Source organism: Rahnella selenatireducens, assembly GCF_046449555.1.
In the GTDB taxonomy this organism is placed as follows: domain Bacteria; phylum Pseudomonadota; class Gammaproteobacteria; order Enterobacterales; family Enterobacteriaceae; genus Rahnella; species Rahnella selenatireducens.
In genome coordinates this window covers 1-5,945 of record NZ_JBKEZJ010000035.1, presented here as the reverse complement: position 1 = coordinate 5,945, position 5,945 = coordinate 1, and the positions used below count along the sequence as shown (strand labels likewise).

Below are 5,945 nucleotides of genomic sequence, written 5' to 3'. Positions count from 1 at the left end.
ACTTGAAAGATGAAACATCACTCAGTAATACTTTCAGACCAAAAAATTCTTCTTTATTTCCATTGAAACATCGCAGAGATTCAACCATTGGATAACTGATAAATAACTTTCCCTTTTCAGTCTCCTGATTAAAAACACGCAACATATCCATCAAGCTTTCTGCATCTGCATCAGTTGCGTGTGGATCATAATCAAAAAAAAGATATATTTGTGAAAAATCTTTTCTTTCATATTGAGAAAGATTTTTATCACGTTCTTTAAGAAAAGGAAAAACATCAACATACTCCATACCAAAATCGTCGGTAATCATTTTTCTGTAAAGTTGATATATTTCACCGCAAAATGAAACTTTGACTACCGCATTATCCTCACTTTGGATATAGTTGCCAATAAGGTTCTTTGTTAATACATGCTCGGTTTTTTCCCCTTCGAAAACAAAAAGTATTTTTTCAGCCATCAGACTATCTCTTTTTTCTTTTTAAAGCCACCAGCTTTGTAGATCTTTTCTAAATTATGTGCAAGTCTTATTTCCTTATCCGTTAGATAAGGAAGAGCTTTAACATCCTTATGATCCATGACAAAATAGCAATCAGGCCTCAATATATCATTACTCATTACGCTAGTATTATGAGTCGTCAATATAACCTGGGCAGGACTCTCTTTAAGAATGCTGACCAAAGCTTCAGATAATTCATGATGATAGAATGCATCAAACTCATCAATGCATATTAGGGATACCTGCTCCATTCTTTGCATCCAAAAGAAAAAAAGTCCCAAAGACTTGGTTCCCGTTGATGCAATTTCATAAAACGGAATTGTTACTCCATCGAAGTCGAAAGCAATATCCTTTCCATTCAGACCATCTATTTCTTTAAGTTTACATTCAACACCATTCGCATTTAAAAAATTCTCAAACTCTTCTATGTTATTGTGTTCGAGTATATCCTCACATATTTTCTTTCCTGAAGACTCAACCCCGATGTAAGAATTACCTTCAAGTAATGACCTAAAGAACAACATCCCTTTAACATAATTCGTAAACTTTCTAAATGCGGATGTTACTCGCCCTTCAGGAAATATGGTATTATTGTTTATATAGGATATTACAGACACCGATTCCTCCGCTTCTGTAAAATCATTATTTAAATTTTCAGTTCCCGGAATTTCTATTTTTGCAATATTACTAATCCTTCGATCTATTTTTACATAGTTATTTCCGTTTATATCTAAGGATTCCATAACTATCTTTCTTGCACTTTTTTTATCGTAAGAATACGTCACCTCATCCTCACCAAACTTAAAGTGATACTTGAAAGATGCCACTCCTTTTGAATTCTTGGCATTTAAATAGTTTTTTGAGAAAAAACTAGATAACTTTGCTGCTTCACTTAATTGAGAAACAAGATCAAATATTGCATGGGTTAGGTTGCTTTTCCCTGTCCCATTTTTACCGTAAATTATGCTGGTTTTAATAACACCGTTACTTACAGCCTCATCATTAAATTCGTAATTCTTTCTTTGAGTCAAATCCAGAATGAAATTCTCCTCAAACCCCCTAAAACCGCAAACCTCAAATATCTTTAACATAAATAACTCCTCGCATCGATTCCCTTAGTCTAGCATATTGCCGTATTTTTTTTACGGCAAATATTGACTGAAAAAACGAAGCATGTACACTGGTTTTTGTAACAGCTCATGAAAGGAAGTAAAGCTAACGCTTTGGGGAAGCAAGGAAGATTTAAGTGTAAGTCATTGATTTATTGCTTTTTATTTGTATTCATTCCATATTTTTCCGTGGAGACTTATTAATTGCTGATATCGGTAAAGAAAAACAGGAGGAGGAGCTATTAGAAAAAAATAAGGATAGATGGGTTAGCCTGTACCACCAGAACTAACCCTAACAAACCATACGCAAATGTGGCGCTTGAGTACCACCTCAAGTGCTTAACGAAACCAGCCACAAGATTTGTTGATGCTACAGTACAATTTCCAGAGCAGAAATCAACACTCGAATGGCGAAATCAGAGTGATGCCAGATGAAGACAGAAGAGTCTCAAGCATACATTTTTCGCCCTTACATAACAGTAAAGGGTAAGAGAATCACCCGCCCCAACGGGGGAATGTTCAAGATCCCAGTCAATTCAGATCAAGAACAGAAAAAATAAAATTAGGCCTCTCACAAGAGGCCTAAAAACCCAATCAACTGTTATTTAAGGACTTAACTCATGGCGTATTATGTTGATAGTACAGAAGATTACCTAAAGAAGACCACTGAACCGGATGGCAGCGTCTGGCGCAGCCTATTCAGTCCTGCGACTGAATGTCCAGCTTCCGGCATTTACCGCTGCCGCAATTGTGGTGATGAAGTGACCTGCAATAAAGGTGATCCGCTCCCCCCCCAAAATCACGCACAGCATAGTCCTTCAGCAGGGGAAATCCGCTGGGAACTGATCGTGATGACAAAAACAAAATAAAAATAATTTCTTCACATCAAAGGCCGCCTGTGGGCGGCCTTTTTCACATCTGAACCAGCTAGTAACATCCCACTCACGTAGTGAGGCGACGACAGCCCCAATCGCCACAGACGATATTACGCTTCTTATATCTTGAATTTATAAAGGCCATTTTCTTCTAAAACAGAAAGCTCAACACCCTCTTTTTTGAATTTATTTTTTAACTCTTCCAAAGTGCTGAACTCAACTGTTGACAGTGGGGTTTCGTACTCCCTACCGGTGGTTATGTATAAATACAGCTCATCAACAGTGTCTATGTGTTGCGTTACAGAGGCCATAGAAATCAATCCTTATTGGTTTGGGTTTATAACCGTAACATATCTATTCTGCCCTTCGGCATTGAACGCTTAAACATTATTCAGTTTTTTTGATATTTATCAGCAAATCCCTCCACTATTCATCTTCCCGACATGGGACTAATATTCGTCTCATCGGAGGCACGATGCCTCTTCCCAAACAATCACTGAGAAGGAATTTGACCATGAAATCCATCAAAACTTTCGTTGTAGCTGCTACCCTCACCACCGTGTCTTTCGGAAGCTTCGCCGCCGACCTCGGCACCGTCACCGCGACAGGTAACACCTTGGACGGCCTGGAGTCCACCTTCGCGGCCAAAGCCGCTGCGGCAGGCGCATCGTCTTATAAAATCATCGAAGCGGGCGGTCAGAACCACCTGCACGGCACCGCCATTCTGTACAAATGATTCATGACTGCTGACGGAACGGCCAGAGAGGGTCACCTGCGGGTGGCCTTTTTTGTGACTGCTAACCGGGGTGAATTGAACATAACACCGGTTTACCGTACCGCCCCCGACGCCCTCAGCGCGCATTTCCCCTGAAGACGATGAAATATGCCCGGCTTACCCCGCCAAAACCGCCCAAAACGGCGCAGATGAATTCTGGGCGCGTGAATAGCTATGCACCGAAACCTGCGGCGCGGATTTTAGCGGCTAAAATCCGGCGAACGGTTCAAAAGTGATGATTGCCACCGCCAAACCGGTCCCACAAGTCCATCGCCAGCTTCAGGCACTGCAACGCCCGTTTCACCATGTTTAAAAATTTCATGCTGCCCTCCTGAGTTTCACTCTATGGTTGCGTCACGACGGTATTTAGTGGGATTTTTTTGATCCACTGTTGGGGATGAGAGTGCACCCGCCATTACCCATGCGGCTATTGTGCCCGGGCAGATGCGTCGAAATAAGATGAAGGGGTTCAGTGGGAAACGGTGAACGGTCGCGGAATTTATTGCGCGGCCACGAGGCGTTGGCCAAGCCGCCGGCGCGGCAGAACGTTGCGCATGCGCACCACTTTTTGCTGAGTTATCCGTATCAGGATTTTTTCTGGGGAACGTTGATCAGGCTAACCGGGTGACAAATAGCGGTCACGGGAAGTTATGGGTGTTGGGGGAAACCCTGACCAGGCGTTTTGATGATCGCCGCCAGCTCACCGGCGGTGGACACAAAACATTTCCTGTCCGCTAACTGGCACTCTTTTTGGCACAACACGACATCAAAGCCAAACGCACAAAACGCCGACGTTTTGTGGAATGAAGAAAAAGTGGCTGGATCAGGCACTGTTGTCGGAAAAAATCGCTGTCTCCGAGGTGTGTTGATCAGGCACTACTCGCCGTTTTTTGTGGTTTACAGGTGTGTCAATCAAGCACCGGTGCCTGATTGTGGCCTAACTAACATACTGAATTATCTAGTTAGCCACTTTTAGGCCACATTGCAGTGCCGGATTAGGCCACTTTTAGGCCACAATCAGGCACTGCAATGTCACTTTAGCTCAAGACACTGTAAAAAAAACATTTTAAAATCGAATCAACTTACTGTATTAAAAGGATAATTCAGCAAGATATGGTCTTGCGTGGGGTGTGGTACTGGAGCGTCGTTTAAAAGCGGCGGTATTGTGAGAGAAATCCAGCCAAGCTCGGGCGAAAAAACACTGTGCCATATTGGCCTATGATGGCACTACACAAGCGGGGTCAATTTTTCCAGAATTGCCAACGGCTTTTCGTTTGAATAGCTGAAGCACTTTCCTGCTTCAGCTCAATGCGCAACATTTCCGCCTTCATATCTGCCAACTCCTTGCGGAGCAGGCGTATTTCGTCCAGTAAGACATCCATTTTTTGTGTGCCATCGCCATGTGCCACAGAGTGGCGTTTAGGTGTGCCAACGTGTGCAATGTCGCCGTAGCAACGAATAAGCTCAGACGTTTCGATTTCACGATGACCTTTATCGTTAGTCCTATAAGAAACAAGGCCGGAAGCCATATCACGATAAAGCGTCCTCCGGCTCTTGGAAACCAACTTTTGAGACTGTGCCACAGAATGCCATGCCATAGATCACCTCATTTTTTGGCACAGTATAGAACAAAGAAAAAAGACACGACACAAAAGGTAGGGAGTGACCGTGCAAGCATGAAATGATGAAGCACTGACGCTTCCTCGCATTGACAGACTTCGCTAGTCAACACTGCGGCGAGCGTTGCGGATCAGAAAAAGACGAATGAGATGTAATAGACGGACAGACAGGAAAAAGAGCAGCCCGGAGGGCTGTTTTTCCATAGGCTTCGCCCTCCTGACGAGCTTCACAGAAATCTTGCGATAACCGGCGCTCAAATCAGAAGTGGCGAAACCTGACAGGACTTAAAGATACCGAACGTTTCCATCCGGCGGCTCCCTCGTGCGCTCTCCTGTTCCCACCATACGGATTTACCCGCATCACTCCGCTGTTTATGGCCGCGTTTTTTCATTCCACGCCTGATGCTGAGATCCGGACAGGTGGTTCGCTCCAAGCTGGGCTGTAAGCACGAACTCCCCGTTCAGCCCGACTACCACACCTTCAGCGCAACTGTTCTCTTGAAGTCCAATCACTGAAGGTACGACGAATCGCCACTGGCGGTAGCCACTGGTAGCTGGTTTACGGAGCAGATATGTATTTACGCGGTAAATACGGAGTTCTTGAAGTGGAAGCCCAACTACGGCTACACTGAAAGGACAGATTTGGTGACTGTGCTCCGTTTAAGCCAGTTACCACGGTTCAGAAACTTGCCGGTTTACTGAACCTTCGAAAAACCACCTTGCCGGGTGGTTTTTTCGTTTTAAAGATTATCACGCATCAACAAAGGATCCAAGAAGATCCAGTTTAAAAATATACTTAACGCATTAATATATCAGGTAATTTTAAACCAAAGTGATACCAGAGCATCAAAGGGAATGCATTTAGGACAATGACTGCATTAGACTGAGATTCAATTTCAATCTGCTTAGTTAAAATAGAATCCTGCTCGATAACATTCTCTGGGTAAGAAACCTCACCTCTAAGTAAACGCTCAGCCTTTTCACAGTGAAGCTCAATAACTTCTTTCCATAAATTTTTATCCCACTTAGGCACATCATTGTAGACCTTATGAGCATATCCTTGAACAAACG

Annotated in this window: 6 protein-coding genes and 1 pseudogene; 2 read left to right on the top strand and 5 right to left on the bottom strand. The window is 43.3% G+C overall.

From position 1 onward, the window contains the following. Together ACLBVC_RS24615 and ACLBVC_RS24610 are read right to left on the bottom strand one after the other, a co-directional pair. Positions 1–457, bottom strand: a pseudogene (locus ACLBVC_RS24615) (hypothetical protein); the annotation flags it as partial. Continuing rightward, complete coding sequence (locus ACLBVC_RS24610) at positions 457–1,587, bottom strand: AAA family ATPase (RefSeq protein ID WP_410151791.1); 1,131 nt, start codon at positions 1,585–1,587, stop codon at positions 457–459. The gene ACLBVC_RS24610 and the pseudogene ACLBVC_RS24615, both read right to left, overlap by 1 nt. A gap of 638 nt (positions 1,588–2,225) precedes the next feature. Between ACLBVC_RS24610 and ACLBVC_RS24605 the strand changes: the two genes are divergently transcribed. Continuing rightward, positions 2,226–2,474 (top strand): protein L, encoded by a 249-nt coding sequence (locus ACLBVC_RS24605; RefSeq protein WP_410151790.1) that lies wholly within the window; start codon positions 2,226–2,228, stop codon positions 2,472–2,474. Positions 2,475–2,599: 125 nt separating this feature from the next. On the opposite strand, the gene ACLBVC_RS24600 is transcribed toward ACLBVC_RS24605, so the two are convergent. Continuing rightward, the gene (locus tag ACLBVC_RS24600; protein WP_410151788.1) at positions 2,600–2,791 is read right to left on the bottom strand and encodes a hypothetical protein; all 192 of its coding nucleotides are present in this window, start codon (positions 2,789–2,791) and stop codon (positions 2,600–2,602) included. A gap of 203 nt (positions 2,792–2,994) precedes the next feature. Here ACLBVC_RS24600 and ACLBVC_RS24595 point away from each other — a divergent pair, with 203 nt between their 5' ends. Then, positions 2,995–3,216 (top strand): YdgH/BhsA/McbA-like domain containing protein, encoded by a 222-nt coding sequence (locus ACLBVC_RS24595; RefSeq protein ID WP_410151792.1) that lies wholly within the window; start codon positions 2,995–2,997, stop codon positions 3,214–3,216. A gap of 1,280 nt (positions 3,217–4,496) precedes the next feature. Here the strand turns inward: ACLBVC_RS24595 and ACLBVC_RS24590 are convergent. Beyond that, positions 4,497–4,853: an entry exclusion protein 1 gene (locus tag ACLBVC_RS24590; protein ID WP_410151787.1), complete on the bottom strand. Its 357-nt coding sequence runs from the start codon at positions 4,851–4,853 to the stop codon at positions 4,497–4,499. A gap of 817 nt (positions 4,854–5,670) precedes the next feature. Then, positions 5,671–5,945: hypothetical protein (locus ACLBVC_RS24585; protein ID WP_410151786.1), on the bottom strand; the 275-nt coding region annotated here is incomplete at its 5' end.